This is a genomic window from Paenibacillus sp. HGH0039 (genome assembly GCF_000411255.1).
GTDB lineage: Bacteria > Bacillota > Bacilli > Paenibacillales > NBRC-103111 > Paenibacillus_F.
The window spans coordinates 1,461,782-1,475,716 of the sequence record NZ_KE150413.1 but is presented as its reverse complement, the minus strand read 5'-3'; the positions used below and the strand labels follow the sequence as shown (position 1 = coordinate 1,475,716).

At 58.6% G+C, this 13,935-nt stretch carries 10 protein-coding genes; 6 read left to right on the top strand and 4 right to left on the bottom strand.

Annotated elements, in window-relative coordinates:
• Nucleotides 1-84 precede the first annotated feature (84 nt).
• From fba to HMPREF1207_RS21065, 5 genes are all read left to right on the top strand, one after another.
• Nucleotides 85-954 carry a class II fructose-1,6-bisphosphate aldolase gene (gene fba / locus HMPREF1207_RS21085; protein ID WP_009674758.1) on the top strand — a complete coding sequence of 290 codons (870 nt, stop codon included), beginning with the start codon at nt 85-87 and terminating at the stop codon, nt 952-954.
• Nucleotides 955-979: 25 nt separating this feature from the next.
• Complete coding sequence (pfkB, locus tag HMPREF1207_RS21080) at nt 980-1,909, top strand: 1-phosphofructokinase (protein ID WP_009674735.1); 930 nt, start codon at nt 980-982, stop codon at nt 1,907-1,909.
• Nucleotides 1,910-2,280: 371 nt separating this feature from the next.
• A complete protein-coding gene (locus tag HMPREF1207_RS21075; protein ID WP_009674796.1) occupies nt 2,281-3,750 on the top strand; it encodes a spore germination protein in 1,470 nt (489 codons plus the stop codon).
• 36 nt (nt 3,751-3,786) lie between these two features.
• Entirely contained in the window at nt 3,787-4,875 is a 1,089-nt protein-coding gene (locus tag HMPREF1207_RS21070) for a GerAB/ArcD/ProY family transporter (RefSeq protein ID WP_009674746.1), read from the top strand.
• Complete coding sequence (locus tag HMPREF1207_RS21065) at nt 4,872-5,942, top strand: Ger(x)C family spore germination protein (RefSeq protein WP_009674740.1); 1,071 nt, start codon at nt 4,872-4,874, stop codon at nt 5,940-5,942. Before HMPREF1207_RS21070 ends, HMPREF1207_RS21065 begins: the two co-directional genes overlap by 4 nt.
• Nucleotides 5,943-6,019: 77 nt before the next feature.
• Here the strand turns inward: HMPREF1207_RS21065 and HMPREF1207_RS21060 are convergent, their stop codons facing one another.
• The 3 genes from HMPREF1207_RS21060 to HMPREF1207_RS21050 are packed head-to-tail and all read right to left on the bottom strand — an operon-like array spanning nt 6,020 to nt 11,992.
• Complete coding sequence (locus HMPREF1207_RS21060) at nt 6,020-9,385, bottom strand: AAA family ATPase (protein ID WP_009674803.1); 3,366 nt, start codon at nt 9,383-9,385, stop codon at nt 6,020-6,022.
• The gene (locus HMPREF1207_RS21055) at nt 9,382-10,827 is read right to left on the bottom strand and encodes a metallophosphoesterase family protein (protein ID WP_009674742.1); all 1,446 of its coding nucleotides are present in this window, start codon (nt 10,825-10,827) and stop codon (nt 9,382-9,384) included. Before HMPREF1207_RS21055 ends, HMPREF1207_RS21060 begins: the two co-directional genes overlap by 4 nt.
• Nucleotides 10,828-10,867: 40 nt before the next feature.
• Entirely contained in the window at nt 10,868-11,992 is a 1,125-nt protein-coding gene (locus HMPREF1207_RS21050; protein WP_009674801.1) for a glycosyltransferase family 4 protein, read from the bottom strand.
• Nucleotides 11,993-12,262: 270 nt separating this feature from the next.
• On the opposite strand from HMPREF1207_RS21050, the gene HMPREF1207_RS21045 reads away from it, so the two are divergent.
• Complete coding sequence (locus HMPREF1207_RS21045; RefSeq protein WP_231392119.1) at nt 12,263-13,399, top strand: GGDEF domain-containing protein; 1,137 nt, start codon at nt 12,263-12,265, stop codon at nt 13,397-13,399.
• Between the two features lie 89 nt (nt 13,400-13,488).
• On the opposite strand, the gene HMPREF1207_RS21040 is transcribed toward HMPREF1207_RS21045, so the two are convergent.
• Complete coding sequence (locus HMPREF1207_RS21040) at nt 13,489-13,695, bottom strand: helix-turn-helix domain-containing protein (RefSeq protein WP_009674753.1); 207 nt, start codon at nt 13,693-13,695, stop codon at nt 13,489-13,491.
• Nucleotides 13,696-13,935 lie beyond the last annotated feature (240 nt).

The following is a 13,935-nucleotide window of genomic DNA, read 5'->3' as shown; positions in this document are numbered from 1 at the left end:
ATTTCCTCCCTTATAATCAACTTAATGACATTATAAATCATTATTTTGATCGTTTCAATCATTTTATACGAGGGGGTTTTTCAAATGGCTCATTTGATTTCTTCTACACACCTGCTTCAAGCGGCTCGTCAGAACGGCTACGGCATCACGGCCTTTAACGTGCATACGCTGGAAATGCTGCAAGCCGTCGTCGAGGCGGCCGAGGAGCTTCAGGCTCCGCTGATTCTGCAAACTACCGTCGGAACGGTGAAACACCTGGGACCCGACTATATCGTTGCGGCCGCAGCCGCTGCCGCCAAACGGTCTTCCGTTCCGATCGCGCTTCATCTTGATCATTGCACGGATTACGAGCTTATCGTACAATGCATCCGGGAAGGCTATACATCGGTCATGATTGACGCTTCCATGCATCCGTTCGAAGAGAACGTCCGGCAGACGCAGGAAGTCGTGAAAGTCGCCCGTGCTGCCGGCGTGAACGTGGAAGCGGAGCTCGGCAAGGTCGGCGGCGTCGAAGACGACATCGTCGTAGCCGACGAAGATGCGCTCCTCGCCGATCCCGACGAATGCGTCCGCTTCGTGGAGCTTACCGGCGTGCCGACCCTTGCCCCGGCCATCGGAACGGCTCACGGCATTTACAAGGGCGAACCGAAAATCGCTTTCGGCAAACTGGAAGAAATCTACCGCAAAGTGAGCCTCCCCCTTGTTCTGCACGGCGGCTCCGGCATACCGGAAGAGCAGGTCAAACGCTGCGTATCCCTCGGCATGGCCAAGATGAATGTCGCCACGGAGCTGCGCATCGCCTTCTCCGATGCCATCAAGAAAGTGTTCCAAGCGAACCCGGATGAAAACGACCCGCGCAAATATATGGTTCCTGCCAAAGCGGCCGTTAAAGAGCTGGCACAGGCGAAAATGCGGCTTACCGGCTGTGTCGGCCGCGCCAAAGATTTCATTTAATTTCAGTCAAGACAGGAGAACCCGGATGATTACCACCGTGACCCTCAATGCGGCAATCGACAAAACCTACCGCGTAAAAAGCTTCGAAATGGACTGGGTTTCCCGCGTAACGGACATGATCGCCGTACCCGGCGGCAAAGGGATCAATGTCGCCCGGGTGGCCCGTCTGCTCGGCGAGCCCGTTACGGCCGCCGGCTTCGTGGCGGGCTTCAACGGACAGTTTATCCGCAGCGGCCTGGACACGGAGGGCATTCCCCATGACTTCACGGAAGTCCCGGGAGAATCCCGCCTCTGCCTGACCGTTCTGGATGCGGACAACGGCACGCAGACGGAGCTGCTGGAGCCCGGACCCGCCATCGCCGAAAACTCTCTTCTCCCCCTAAAGGAGAAGGTGAAGGCGCTCGCAGGCAGGTCCACGCATGTGTGCTTCTCCGGCAGCCTGCCGCTCGGCTGCCCTCCCTCGCTCTATGCGGAGCTGATCACGCTCGCAAGAGAAGCCGGCGCCGAGGCCGTCCTGGACGCGAGCGGCGACGCTCTGGCTGCCGGGCTCGAAGCGAAGCCTCTGCTCATTAAACCCAATGAGCATGAAATCGTGCGCCTGCTCGGCAGGCCCGCCTCCTCCGACGACGATCTGGCCGCCTGCATCCGGGAACTGATGCAGCGCGGAATCCGGCACGTCGTCGTCTCGCTCGGCGCGCGGGGAGCCCTCGCGGGCAGCAGCGGCCGCGTACGGCGGGTCGCCATCCCGGCGATCCGGGCCGTGAACCCGGTCGGCAGCGGCGACGCGATGGTGGCCGGCATGGTCACGGCTCTTCGCCGGGGAAGCAGCGACGAGGACGCGGCCCGCTTCGGCGCGGCATGCGGAAGCGCCAACGCCCTGCAGATGCAGGCGGGGGTCGTCACCACTGAAGATGTCGAGCGGATCTTCCGGTCCGTCACCGTGACGGATTACTGACACGGGCGGGATCGACAAAAAGACGACGGACGACGGGAGACCGAGTCTTCATGCTTGGCGCCGGAACACACGGCACCGCGCACTCGCAAAAAAACAGGCATGTTCTCTTACAACGCGGAGAACATGCCTGTTTTTACGTTTTGTCCCGGTCGCTGCCGGGGAGGCCGCACGGTGCATGTGAAACGCTTCGCAGCATGCGAGTTTTCCGGGAGGCCATGCCGTGCTGTTGGAGGCGATCACCAGCCGACCCGGCCATCCCCCATGTATCGGCAGCTTACGGGTACCGTCACATTTTCACTCCATTGCCCCTGGTAATTTGCCGGTGATCTGGGAAGTCTACCCTTATAGCTCTAGCGCGATGGAGGGACATCATGACCGATCAGAACGACAGCCGCAAGCCCGACGGCCGGCCGACGCTCCCGGCGGCGCCTACACTGAACGCCGACCAATGGGACATACCGCTTGCCGCCGATACGGACGGGGTTATTCAACTTTTCCAGGAGCTGCTGCCGACCGATGAATTTCAATGGATTCTTACGGACAACGGCAGTTCCGGCTGTATGTTTATCAGTACCGCGATCGACAAAAGTCTTTTTCAAGACGACGTCGCCCCCCGCCTTAGCCGGTGGGAATCGCAGCCGGACGACTGGCCGACTCTCTTCCCGACCGGCACCCATATCCGTAAGGTATCGGATACTTTGAACCGCATGCTGCAGGGAGACGTCATTCTGCTGCATAACCGGCTGCCGCACAGCGCGATCTCGTTTCCGGCTCCTTTTCAAAAAGGACGCGCCATAGAACCTCCCAAAATCGAACGGGTGATCCTTGGCCCGCAGGAATCGTTCGTCGAGGACATCGACGTCAACCTCGGACTGCTGAGAAGACGGCTCCGGGACCCCAACCTGATCGTCCACTATTACGAGGTCGGAGAACGATCCAAAACGACCGTAGCCGTGGTTTATCTGAACGATGTCGCCCAGCAGAAGTGGGTAGACGAAATCGAAAGCAAAATTGAAGTCATCCAGACGGATTCCGTCGTGCTGATGAAAGAATTAATGGAATTTATAAGCGGCCCCAATCTGACTCCCTTCCCCTTATACGAGAAAAGCGAGCTGCCTGCGCGTTCGGCCCTTAACCTCCTGAAAGGAAGAATCGGGGTCCTCATGGACGGGTCTCCCTTTATCGCCTTCCTGCCGAATACCGTGCTCACCAGCTTTATCGGCGGGGAAGCGGTCATGCACGGCTCGCTTATTCCGACATTTGTCCGGCTTGTCCGGATTCTCGCTTTCGTCATCGCGATTTACGCGCCTGCCGTCTATCTCGCTCTGGTTACGGTAGATTCGTCCATTCTACCGACCGTATTCGCCATCTCCATCGCCCAGGATCAGGCCGGGATCCCTTACACCAGCCTGTTTGAAACGCTGATGATGATGATCGTAATGGACGTGCTGAACGAGGGGATGACTTACGTCCCCGGCAATGTCGGCTCCGCCTTAAATGTGGTCGGAAGCCTGATTATCGGCCAGGCCGCGGCCCAGGCGGGATTGACCAGCAAATTTATGATTATCGTCGCATCCATCTCCGCCGTAGGCGCCTACATCGCTTCGTATCAGATTTCTTACGCGGCACGCCTGTGGAAATACCCGTTTATTTTGGCGGCGGGTCTGTTCGGCTTCTATGGGATCACCGTATGTTCCGTTCTGCTGCTGGGACATCTCGCCTCTACCAAGTCGCTTGGCCTGGCGTACACCTCCCCATTCAGCCCATTCAGCCTGAAAGCGATCCGGATGCAATTCTTCCGGCCGGCCGCGCAAATTGAAGGAACGGGACCCCGTCTTTAAACCGGCGGACAAACACAGCCAGAGAGGAGATTCGTCATGACCAAGCCGGGCATTTCGGGACTTCAGTGGTTCGTTATTTTGGCGGTCACCTCGATTGCGATGGGCCCGCTGAGATTTCCGGCCTACTTGTCCCAGCAGATGGATCAGCACGGATGGATACTGCTTCTGCTTGCGCTTGCTATTTCCTTGTGGAACACCTATGTCGCAGTCCGCTTATCAAGCCGGCATCCCGGAGCGGAAATCGCGGAATGGTCCCGGCTGTATTTGGGCAAATTTTTGTCCGCCGTTTATATCGGCTGCATCGCGATTTACTTTTTCATCTGGGGGTACCTGACTTTCGGCGAACACTGGCTCCTGGTTTCGTACCTGCAGCTGAAATATACGCCCGTTTACACGATCGTGCTCCTTGTTATGCCCGTCGTGCTGTATATGGTATGGAAAGGGACGGAAGCTTGGGCGCGGCTTTTTCTTCTTCTCGGCTTTGTCATGGCTGTCTGGCTGCTCAGCATCAATTTGCCCCAGCTGCGCAACATCAATGTCACGAACCTGCTGCCGCTCGGAAACCTCGGCCTGCCGAACTTGTTCGGAAAAAATATCCTCACGATTTTCTACTTGTTCAAAGGCTTCGCCGTCCTTTATTTTCTGTCTCCTCTCATCCAATCGGATAAAAACCTGCTTCGGCTGTCAGCAGCCGCAACCGTGACGGCCGGGGCCGAAGTCATGCTCTCTTATCTGCTGCCCATTATGGTCTTCGGTTACGAGACCGCCAAAACCTTTACTTTCCCGTACCAGGAGTCGATGGAAACGGTGCCTTTTCTCCTGCTTCCTTTTGAAAAGTTAAGTTTTCTGGCGCCTCTGTTTTTCGTGCTGGTGAACATCATGATTCTGATCGTCTGCGTCACCTGCTGCTCTCAGGCGCTTTGCAGGCTATTTAACACCCGGCGAATCAAACGAATGTACGTGATCGTCACGGTCCTCATGTCACTCGCCTTTCTGCGGACCCTGACCGTTAACGAAGTCGATCAGCTGGTTTACATCACCGCTCTCATATTCGGTGCTATCTTCGTCCTGATCCCCAATTACATGTGGATCGTCACTCTTTTCAGGAAGGAGAAGACGAGATGAGAAAATGGATGCTTCTTCTCCTACTTGTAACCGGAGCCGCAGCGCTTTCGGGCTGCTTGAGTATTTCGGAGATCCGGGAACAGTCCTTTATCGTGGGGATGGGGATCGATCGCGCGGAGAATGGAGAGCTTGAAATCAGCATGATGGAAATCGACATGGACGGAATGAAAAGCGGAGGGAACGAAAGCAGCCCCGGCGGCAAAGCGCCCAAATATATCATCCGCAACGCGACCGGTTCGAATATTCCCGACTGCCTGAGGCAGATCCGGACACGGCTGCAAAAAGAGCTGTCCCTCGATAAAGTCAGTTTTATCATGTTCAGCGACAAAATCGCCGGGGAAGGCATCCATCCCTACATGGATTTTCTGGTGAGGTCGCCGAACATCGACCAGACGGTGCATATGTTTGTCACCACCGATAAAGTGAGCGAACTTTTCCGAAAAGATAACGGGGGACTGACCAACTTTTCCGCCAAAGGCTACGCGTTTGTGCCGACCTTTCTCGCCAGCCGGCTCTGGCAGGTAAACAAAGCGGTCATGAGTCCTCTGCAGAGCATCCATCTTAACCGCTTCAACTATGAGAATAAGGAATTGAACTTCGTGGGAGAAAGCTTCCTTCGCAAAGACCGTCTCGTTTATCACTTGAACGGAATCGAATCCAGAGAGTTTAACGTACTCGTAGACCGGCAGGGAAAAGAAGTTATTCTGCATGCCGACGCCGAGAAACGCAATGCCCTGCAAATCAAAGAAGTCAACAGAAAAACAGAGGTAAGACGGGATCGGGTAACCTTCACCTATTCGATTCAGGCTACGATTCTGGAAAGCAAGGAACAGAATCCGTACCGTCATGCGGACGAAATCGAAAAGGAGGGCAGCCGGCTCTGGGAGAAAAACTTCACAAAACTGCTCGACGGCACCAAAAAACAGGGCTTGGATATTCTCGGGATCGGCGAACAATTCCGGATGAGAGGCTGGGATACGGCAAACTGGGAAGAACAAATAAAAAAACTGGAAGTCAGGGTCCGCGTTCATCTCAAAATCCTTTCTCCGGAAGGCAAAAGAGAATAGAACATTTTCTTATAAGGACCTATACGATGAACGCCAAAAGACCCTTCCTTTAATAAGGAGGGTCTTTGGACTGTCTATTAAACATGGAGCACGCCTGCTGCGGGAGAAATTCCTGTCACCGCATCTCTTACATGCTCGTGACAAGTAAACAGCAGAACCTGCCGCTTTCCGCCGAACTGCCCGATAATCCGCAGCGCCCCTTCCATCCGCTCTCTATCGAAATTGACGAATATATCGTCAAAAACGAGCGGCAGGGAAGCTCCGCCGGTAAATTCTTCAACGAGCGCGAATCTCATCGACAAGTAAAGCTGCTCCGCGGTTCCGCGGCTCAGTCTCGATGAGTCCACCTGGCGTCCGTCCGACCGGACGGCATAAAGCCGCTGCTGCCCGAACGGCGCGACCACCTGCGTAAACCGGCCGCCCGTCATGGCCGCAAAGCAGGCCGAAGCGCGGCGGAGCACGCCCGGCTGGCGTTCGCGTTCGCAGCGCTCGCGCGTCCGCTTCACGAGTAGGGCGGCCATCGCGAGCACCGCGTATTTGCCGCCGAGCTCGCGCGCCTCGGCGAGCTGCTCCTCGGTGCGCTGGAGCAGCTCGCCGCGCTCGCTCCCGCCTTCGAGCTTCTCCAGCTCGCCGGCCAGGCGGCCGCGCCTGTCGCGCAAGCGGTTCGCCTCGGCCTCCAGGCCGCTCAGGCTGCCTGCGAGCTCCTCCTCGCGCGAGGCGAGGCTCCCCTCGTCGGCGCCGGACAGCGCCGCGTCGAGCCGCTCCCGCCGCGCGACGCCGGCATGCGCATCCAGCGCGCCGGAGAGGAGCCGCGCTTCGGCCGCGAGCTGGGCAAGGCGCTCCTGGAGAGCCGCCTGCCGGAGAAGCGCTTCTTCGCCGGCGGCCTGCGCCTCGCTCAGAAGCGCTTGCAGGCGCTCCGCCGCTTGACGCGCCTTCTGCGCGGCAGCCGTCTCCCGGCGCCGGGCCTCCGCGGCTTCGGCCGCGAGGCGCTCGCGCCTTGCGAGCAGCCCCTGCTGCTCCGCAAGCCGCTCGGCGCGGCGCCGGAGCCCCGGGAGCGGGTCCGCCGCTTCGGCCTCGCCCAGCAGCCGGACCGTCCGCGCTTCGAACGCGGCGGAAGAGGCCTGCAGGGCGGCCAGCTTGGACTCGCAGCCGGCAAGGCGCTGCAGCAGGTCATGCCCGCGGGCGATCAGCTGCAGCGATTCCAGGGCCGCTTCGGGCGACAGGTGCGGCCTCAGCTTGCGTTCGCGAAGCCAGACGCTCCAGCGCTCCTGACCGGACGCGGCGCGTTCTTCCAGCGAACGCATCCGGGAGGAAACCGCCGCCTGCTGCTTCTCCAGCGACTGGATGCTCTGCTTCAGCTCTTCAAGCTTGGCCCGCCGGCGCTCCAATTCGGAGCGGTGCTGCGCCCACAAATCGGTGCCGGTCAGCCAGCTTTCCAGCTCCCGGTCCAGCCAGCTCAGCGTCTCCGGCCAAGACGGCAGAGGCATGCGTCCGGGAGCGGTAGCTTCATCGGAAGAGCCGTTCGCGCGGGCGGCGGCCGCTTCACGGCTTCCCGCTCCGCGGCTGCTCAGAAGAAGCGCCAGATTCTGCTGAAGCCGCTGCCGGAGAGCCGCCTTGTCTGCCTCCAGCCCGGCATCCTCTCCGTCTGCCCGGTGATCCGCTTCGCCCGGTTGCGCGGCAGCAGACAACCAATCGCCGGAGGAGGCCGCTCTTCCCCGGCGGGCACGCCCTCTCCCCTCCGTCCGGGCTTCCGGCTTCAGGGGACTCCGGCTGCGCCTGTTTCCGCGGGCTCTATCCGGAGAGCCGAATATCAGCCAGGCCGTACCCGCCGCCAGCACAACAAATACGGCCGCAGCCGCAGCCGCCTGACCGCTTAAGAGCAGCGCCGCCGGCAGAAGAACCGCAATCGCTCCCGCGGCGTAAGCGGTCTTTTTCCTTGTGCGGTCGGAGTCGCTCCGCCTTTGGTCCGACCAGGCTTCGAATTCCTCCTGCCTGCGGTGTTCTTCCTCCCGGATCCGGTCTCTCTGTTCTTCCTCGCTCTTCAGCAGTCTCCACTGCGCGTAATCGGAAGACAACCGGCGAAGCAGACCCGATTCGGCGGCTGTCCGCGCACCCGGCGCATCTTCCCGGAGCCCCGACAGCGTCAGCCATTCGCTCCATTCGAGCTGGCGCTCGGCGAGCTCGCTCTGCTGCTCCTCCAGACGGCCAAATACCCGGCTCAGCTCGCTGTCGAGCAGCGCCCTCTCTCCGTCCCATTTCGCAAAGGAATCCCGGGCTTCCCGGATCTGCTCTTTCATGCCGACCGAAACGGGGAAATCGGCCAGATCCTGCCGCGTCCACTGCTCGTCGAGCTGCCTCAAGAGAGCCGCCAGAGCTTCGTTCAGCTGAGCTTTCTCCGTCTCCGTCGAGGCCGCCGCAAGCTGCCCGCTGCGGTACGCCCCCGCTTCCTCTTCAAGAACGGCGAGTTCGGCCGCGCCTTCGAGCAGCTCTTCGCGTACGGGCAGGGCTTCGACCGCCCGCAGAAGCGCAGCGCTCTCTTCCTCGTATTGACGCCGCTCATTCTCGAAATCGTCCCGTTCCTGACGGATGGCTTCATAACGCTCGGCGGCATGCAGCGGAAATCCGGGAATTTCCGGGATTTCCGCCATTTCCGCCTGAATCCGCCGCAGTTTCAGCCACGGCTCGAAGGCCTTCCCGCAGCGCCGGGTCCATTCCAGCTCGGCGGCCGTCTCCGTCCGGGCGGCATCCAGCTCGTTCAGCCGCTCTCCAAGCCGCTTCCACTCCGCCGTCGCCTCTTCGTACCGGCTGATCTCGTCGGCGGAACGGTTCCGGCTGGAGCGGAGTTCTTCATAAGCCCGGATGCTGCGGTTCAGCTCCTGGGTCCGTCCCCTTGGCCGGAACAAAGCATCCGCTCTTGCGGCGAGCTTGCGCTCCGCTTCCACTACGGCGCTTCCGCTCACGCCGAAGCCCGCTCCGTAGAGATAGCCGCCGATGTCGTCCCCCTGCAGGGTCCGCAGCTCCTGAAGCTCGCCCAGCCCGAAGGCGAACAAGCTCCGGAAAAGCTCCGCGGACAGTCCTCCGAGCAGATGACGGAGCAGTTCTTCGCCGCCTTCCTCGCCTCCTTCGAGCGTTACTTTAACGGAGCCGGCTGCAGGGGGACGTCCGGGACCGCCGTGATCCGCGTAGCGTTCGATGAGGACGGTCCGGCCCTGCTTGTCCTCCAGCAGCAGTGCGCCGCCGTGCGATCCCCCGCCATCGGGCTCATACCTGTCGGCGGCCTGCGCCCGCGTCGGGAACCCGAACAGGACGGCGCGGATAAAACCGAGCAGGGTACTTTTGCCCGCCTCATTGGGGCCGTACAGCACGGTAACGGGCGATTCGAACCGGTAAGTCCGGTTCTGCAGGGAACCGAACCCCCGGACTCTTATTTCGCGGATGATCATTTGCCCCGCCTCCCGTCCGGCATCAGCTGATCGACGGCGAGTTCACGCGCCGCCTCCAGCCAATCTCCCGTGTCTTCGAGAAGCCCGTCCGCTCCTCCGAACAGCCTGGAAGCTCCGTTCTGGGCAAGGAGGGAACCGAGCGCCTCATCGGCGAATTCTCGCAGCTTCCCTTCATCCGCAGCCAGTTCTTCCGCCAGCCGGAGGAGGTCGCCTATGAAGCTTTCCTCCCGGAGAAGCAGTTCAAAGTCGATATCCTGCCCCGTCCGGGCTTCTATGGATTCGATCCAGACGAACGAAACGTCCGCCGCACTGCGGAAGACGCCGCCTGAGGGGGGAGCCTTAGGGTAAGAGCCCGCCCTCTCTTCCATATTGTCGTCTGCCGGGTGGGGAGCTTGCGTATGTTCGACGCCTGCACCGGTGCCGCTCCTGTCGTATCCGGCGGCCGAACGTCCCGCCAAAGCCAGCAGCTCGCTCTCGCGCAGCTCACGGAGCAGGTCGGCAAGGGTACTCCCTGCCTGCAGCTTCAAATGAAGCGGTCCCCGGCCTTCCAGGAAAATCCGGGCTACGGTCGGCCTGCCTTCGGCTTTCTCCCTTAGCCGGGCCAGCAGATCCTGCAGGCTTTCCTGCAGTTCCTGTTCCGTGCCGATGCCCGCGATAGAAAGAGACTCCTGCTGCCAGCGCACCCCGTCCAGGGCGTGAAAATCCAGCTCGGGACTCCCGTTCTCATCCACGGCCACGATATAGCACCCGCGCGGGCCACACTCCCGTATGCTCCTGCCCTGTATGTTGCCGGGGTACACGGCGGCGGGTTTCTGATCCATGACGATTTCTCTTGTATGTATGTGGCCTAGGGCCCAATAGTCGATTCCCCGCCCCATAAGATCCGATTTGCTGCAAGGGGCATAGTTGTCGTATCCCGGGCGTCCGTCGACATTCGTGTGAAGCAGAGCCACTTGGAAAACCGAAGCGTCCCCGCTCCGGAAACGCAGGGCGAGGTTCTCCGTTACGGCGGCGGACGCGTACGAGATGCCGTGAACTTCGGCGATAAGCCCCCGGTCTTCCTTCACGATCCGAACCTTCTCGACCCTGTCCGACGGATATACATAAGCTCCCGCCGGCCATTCCAGGTCCGCTCCCCGTCCGTCCAGCGGATCGTGATTGCCGTGGATAACCAGGGCGGGGATTCCCGCCCGGTCCAGCTCGGCAAGGGCGCTGCGGAAGCGCAGCTGAGCCCGGAGGGAGCGGTCGCCGGCGTCGTAGATATCGCCGCTGAAAACAGCGAAATCGACCTTCTCCCGGACCGCCAGCCGGACGAGCCGGTTTAACGCTCCGAAGGTCGATTCCCGGATTACATCCCGGATCCGCTCGGGAACCGCGTTCATCCCTTTGAACGGGCTGTCGAGGTGAAGGTCGGCGGCATGCAGAAATTTCAGCGCCTTCATCCGCACACCCCCTTCGTTTGGCCTAAAGCGATGAAACTTTTCATTTGCCGTACCTCTCGTACACTCCGCGCAGCTGCCGGATGACCCTGTTGAGCGAGTACGATTTCTTCGCTTTCTCCGAAGCCGCACGGGCCAACTGATACCGGTAGGTCGGATCGACCACGACTTTCTCCAGCGCCTGGCTGAGCGCCGGCGCATCACCCGGCTCGACCAGCAGCCCGTTGCGTCCGTTCTCGATCTGCTCCGCAACCCCCCCGACATTCGTGCCTACTAGTGCCAGAAGGCAGAGAGCCGCCTCCGCAAATACGGAGCCGAACGCCTCGGCTTTCGAAGGAAGGACGAAAACGTCGAAGAAGGGCATAAACTCTTCCGGGTGCAGCATGTACCCGTAAAAAATAATCTCTTCATATAAGTTCAGCTCCTTCGCCAATTCCTCGAGCTCTGTCCGGGAAGGGCCGTCGCCGATAATATGCAGGACGAAAGGATGCCCCCGTTCTTTGAGCATCGCGCAGGCCTGAAGCAGCGTTTCGAGCCCTTTTGCCGGAACCAGGCGGCACACCGTAATGAGCTGGGCCACTTCGTTCTCGTGGGAAATTGGCCGGAAACGCTTCTCGTCGTAGCCGTTCGGGATAACCCCGATCCGGTCGGGGTCTTGGATAAATTCGCTTATATATCCTTTGAACGAGTTCGAAACCGTTAAAATCTGGTCCAGCCGCGCTTCCATTTCGCCGTAAATCGACGTCAGAAAAAGCTGCTCGGGACCGCCTTCCTCTATTTTTCCGTTCAGCAAAAGCTCTCCCTCGTAGCTGGAGTGAACGGTTACGATGACCGTCGTATCGGGGAATACTTCCTTGATAGCGAGCGCGGCAATCGGGTGATGGGCGTGAATCAGATCGTAGCTCTTACGGATACGAAGCTTCGTCCACCACACGTAGTCTTTGTAGGTCTGGATATATTTGTCCACGATCGGGTTCCCCGCGTAACGGGTCCAATCGAACGTATTGAAGGTAACGGGCTCGGTTCCCTTGCCTCTGACCCTTCTGGGAAGGGAAAACAGTTCCATGTCCCAGCCTCTTTTATTAAACTTTTCGGTAATATACGGGACCATGGAAGAAACCCCGCCCGGCTGCTCCGGCGGGAAGAATAACGCTTGCAAAATGTTCATCGGTGCACACTCCTGATCCTCCGTCCGCTTGCGCGGCGCAAATCCGGCTTACAGCATCATACGCTCAGCCTCTTCTTATTGTACCTTCTGCCCGGCTAATAGAAAAGAGAACACGTCCCTGCCGGTGGGGATGGCGTTTCCGTCTGCCGGTACTTTTCCGAAAAAAGTTGTTCTTGTCCCCGCCCTATTTTGCTATAATGAAATCGCCTGAAAATGCGAACGTACATTTGAGTCCGGCCCCCCCAAAAGGGAACGGATAACCTCGGAGGAATGTTGAACTTGTGGAACGATCCGATTGAAACATGGGGTCCGGAGACGGCCAGCTCCATGATGCTAGTCATTCTTACCCTGATGGTTTTCATCTCGGGAAGGCTTTACTATACACGCAGAAAAAAGGGCTATCTCTCGATGACCGTCTCGCTCATCCTCATGCTCGTGCATAACCTTCTTCGGCTTTATTGGCAGGCCTCGGGCCAGCTGCAGGGCATGTCGGGCTTCGCGGACGCTCTGCTGCAGGCCGTCACCTTCGTCCTGATCAATCTGGGCGTTTATCAGCTGTATAATCCGACGCGGCGGCGTCATTATTTATATTTTTACGGCTTGATCGCGGTCGCTTTGGGCGTTTCCGCTTTTCATTTTTACCCGCCGTCCGGAGGAAGTCCCGAGCAGGCTGCGCTGCTGGCCGACTTGCCGCTGGAGCTGTACATGTTCGTGCTGATCTTTTTATGCGCTTACACCATTACGCCTCTGATCGGACAGCAAGGTAAATTCCAGGCCGTGATGACGCTGTATTTCGCCAAACAAACGGCACATATGGTCAATCTGTACCTGTTTCAAGGGGAGCAGAAATGGCTGATGCTGGCGGAATGGTTCATTCCGGTCATCTATGCGACGATTCTTTTCTTCCTGTTGTTCGATCGGGTAGTCGAGCTCATGCAGGCGATTTACCAGTCCTCGATCACCGACGGCCTGACCAAAGTGTATAACCGCAAATACTTCGATAAAAGAGTTTCGCAGTATATCCGGCTGAATTTGAACGTTTCGGTCCTGTTCAGCGACATAGACAATTTCAAAAAGCTCAACGATACCAAGGGCCACCACATGGGGGACGAGATGCTCAAGCAGGTGGCGAGCATCATGCGCCAGGAAGCGGACGAAAGCGGTATCGTAGGGCGTTACGGCGGCGAGGAACTGGTCATTCTGCTGACCGATCCCGATGTCAAACCCGCCGAGCTCGCGGAGAGAATACGCAAGCGCATCGAAGAAGAAACCATCGTCACCGTCAGCATGGGTTTCAGCACCTACAAGAAAGGCCTTACGGGAGACAAGCTGATCAAACAGGCGGACGAAGCGATGTACAAGGCCAAAACAACCGGGAAGAACAAGGTCGTCAAATTCGGCGCTTGACTTCTCCCCTGCCCGCTCTTCCCGCAGCAATGACTACACAGCAGTGATGACAAAAAAGGCGCGGCCTCTGGCGGGACCGCACCTTTTCCTCACTGAATGTGGAACAACTCCTCGACCTGCTTTCCGAGAACGATGCTCAGACGCTTCGCGGCCCCGGGACCGACCGACTTCATCGACCGCTCCAGCAAGCTGATGTATGCGTGGCTTAATCCCGTCTGTCTGGCGAGCTCCCGCTGGGTCAGTCCCAGCGTCATTCTTCTGCGGATAAATTCTTCCGATTTGGCGATAATCCTCATAAAAAATCATGGCCCCCATTTCCTAATTAATTCCATGGTAGCATTATAATTTACTATTGTAAACATAAATATTTACTATAATTGACACTATCTCTTCTTTCTTTTACCCCCGATTGAAAAACCACATTTTCCCTGCTATGATAAGCATGTTAACTAATGTTTACCAAGAAATGCGGGTGCTGCAATGTATTTCTATGACAAGCTCAAAGATCTCCGCAAGCTGAAAGGCTATACGATCCG